Below are 2,488 nucleotides of genomic sequence, written 5' to 3' on the forward strand. Positions count from 1 at the left end.
CCCCAAATTTAGACCTATATTGCTTAGAAAACTATTTTGATTTTTTACAGCCCCTTGCTAATCACTGTAGAACTGAAAATTCCTTCCATAATACGGCTTCCGTGTCTTAAGCAAATGTCCTTCTTTATTAAGAAGACAGGTTGGAAGCACTGACCCTTTCTTCCGGAAGCTTCTCTACCGCTTCTTCAAAGGATAAGGGAAGCTCCAGGGTTTGATAGCCCTCACGCACCAGAATCAGCGTATGCTTTCCCTCTGCCTTTCCCTTAAAGGCCTTAGGAGAAATCACCAGTTTTCCCTCTTCTTCCAATATCTCCATGGAAGAAGAGTTAATCTCTGTTGTAAAGCTTTGTTTGTCTAAGTAAGCCTTAATCTCTCCTTCCTTCAAATACTCTCTATCCTCGGTCTCTAACACAATGTCCTCTCCGGGCTTTGCCACTCCACCTTTAAATTTCGGCGGCTTAGCTCCGGTAAGATACTCTGTTCTTAACTCTTTGGACAGAGAGCCGTCCTCCAGGACTCTATAAAGAGAAGAAGGAACTTTTCTGATGGCTTCTGCCGTTTTCAAATATTCTGACGGAGAAAAGCTTACAATGCTCTTTGCCGTTTTTTCTTTGTAGGCTGCAAAATATCCGGTAAAATCGTAGAACTGATCTCCTCCTTCGGGAAGAAAATACTTGTCCCCTCTGGAACGAAGGAAACGAGCTGCCACTAGATCCGCATCCGGATTGGAAATTCCCAGCTCTCTAAGCAATAGGGCATTGCTTAAAAGATCATAGGAAAGGGCTAAATACTTATCCTCTCCTTCTCCAAGCTTTGGCAAATCGGAAAGATTCGGCTTTTTCTTCGTAAGAACTTCTCTAGAGGTAGCATGGGAAATAGCATCAAAGCTGCCACGGTCTTTTTCCCCGTCTCTCTTTCTTGCCTTCTCTTCCTTTTCATCCTGCTCTTCTTTGGCTTCTCCGGCAAAAACCTCAAAGCGTTGCTTGATCTTTCCATATCCGTTTAGCTTTACCGTAAGCACATATTGTCCTGCCTGATCGGTGAGAAGACTTCCTTCTTCGTCCTTTCTCTTTCCATAAAGAAGTAATGCCCCATCATAATAGTAAAAGTCTTTAAGATATTCCAGATTTTGACTGCTACCATCCGGCTTTTTTAAAACTAATTTTGAGGAGGGTTCTCCAAACTCACTGAGATACATTCTTCCCGGAACCTCTGCCATAAAGCGAATAGTCTCACCCTGTTTCGGGGTGCTGCTCTCCGGAGCCTGTTGTAACACCAACTTATCCTGAGAAACCAGTTCCAAGGGAATAGTCAATGTACTGTCATCATAGGAGGAGTGAATCTTTATCTGATACCAGCCCTTGCTCCTTAGGTTCTCCTGTCCTGCAGGAATATTCACAACACCAAGCTCTCCATGCCTGGTCTTATGCACCGCTTCCTTCGTAAATTGCAAAGAGGCATTTTTATTTCCCAAGCCGTAAATACTGCCTTCACTCAAAGAGGAAATAGAATCAATACCTTCAAACCATTTCTTCTGTTCCTCTGTTTCAGCAAGTAGTTCATATTTGATGGGCTTTCCATTATTTTCCCCCTTATAATCCACCGGAAAGGCTTTAAAATAATAGGTAATAGGAATTCCCTTTTCTTCTTGCTCACTTAGGTCAAAGGTAGTTCTACTTTCCTTGGTTCTTTCCCTACCTGCTTGTACGGAGGGATAATTTAACTCTTCCTTCGTAACTTTTCCCTTTATGACTAAAGACAGATCCCCGGAGCTTTCGAAGGAGCTTGCAGGTGCCGCCTTGGCCTCTCCGGCATTTAAAGACAGAATCTCCTTTTCTTCTCCGCCATCTTTCTTGTAAATCGTCAGATTCTTGGGAGAAACTACCGTGCTTTCCCACTTCCAAAGCTTTCCGGCAGTATCAATGGGCGTTAACGCTTTGGTAATATCGGTTCCATCCACCTCTACCTTGTAATCCTCGGGGCGTCCCTCTTTAAAGGAAAGCACAAGATATTTATCAAAGCCCAGATTCACTACTCCGCTATGCTCTCTTTCCAATGCGGAAAAGACTTCCTTTTTCTCCTGCTCTTCTTGCTCTTTCTTTTCTTGCTCTTTCTTTTCTTGATCTTTCTTTTCCTGCTCTTCTTTTTCCTTTTCTTCCCGAGCCTTCTTCTCCGCGTCCTCCTTCTGCTTTTCTGTCGAAGACTGTTGACTGTTTGTAGAATTGCTTACACTGCCTGAACCGCTTCCGGAACTCCTTCCGGAGCTTCCCCCTGATGACCTGCCGGAACCGCCGGAGCTGCTACGATTTACCCCTAGGACTTCCGGAATACTACGGCTTACTCCCGCAACCTGTTGTCCATCTTCCTTGGAGAGAAGCCCTTTGCCCTGCTCATAAACAGGCTTTCCATTCTCTACCCAACGTCCATCCTCATCTACGGAATAGCCATCATTTGCTCCCGCGGTAAGCAATTCCCCTAAGTGGGCAGA

The 2,488-nt window shown here is 44.5% G+C and carries 1 pseudogene; it reads right to left on the reverse strand.

Annotated elements, in window-relative coordinates:
- Positions 1 to 127: 127 nt before the first annotated feature.
- Positions 128 to 2,488: pseudogene (locus ACO4PX_RS09865) on the reverse strand (hypothetical protein); the annotation flags it as partial.

Source organism: Oribacterium sp., assembly GCF_057249185.1.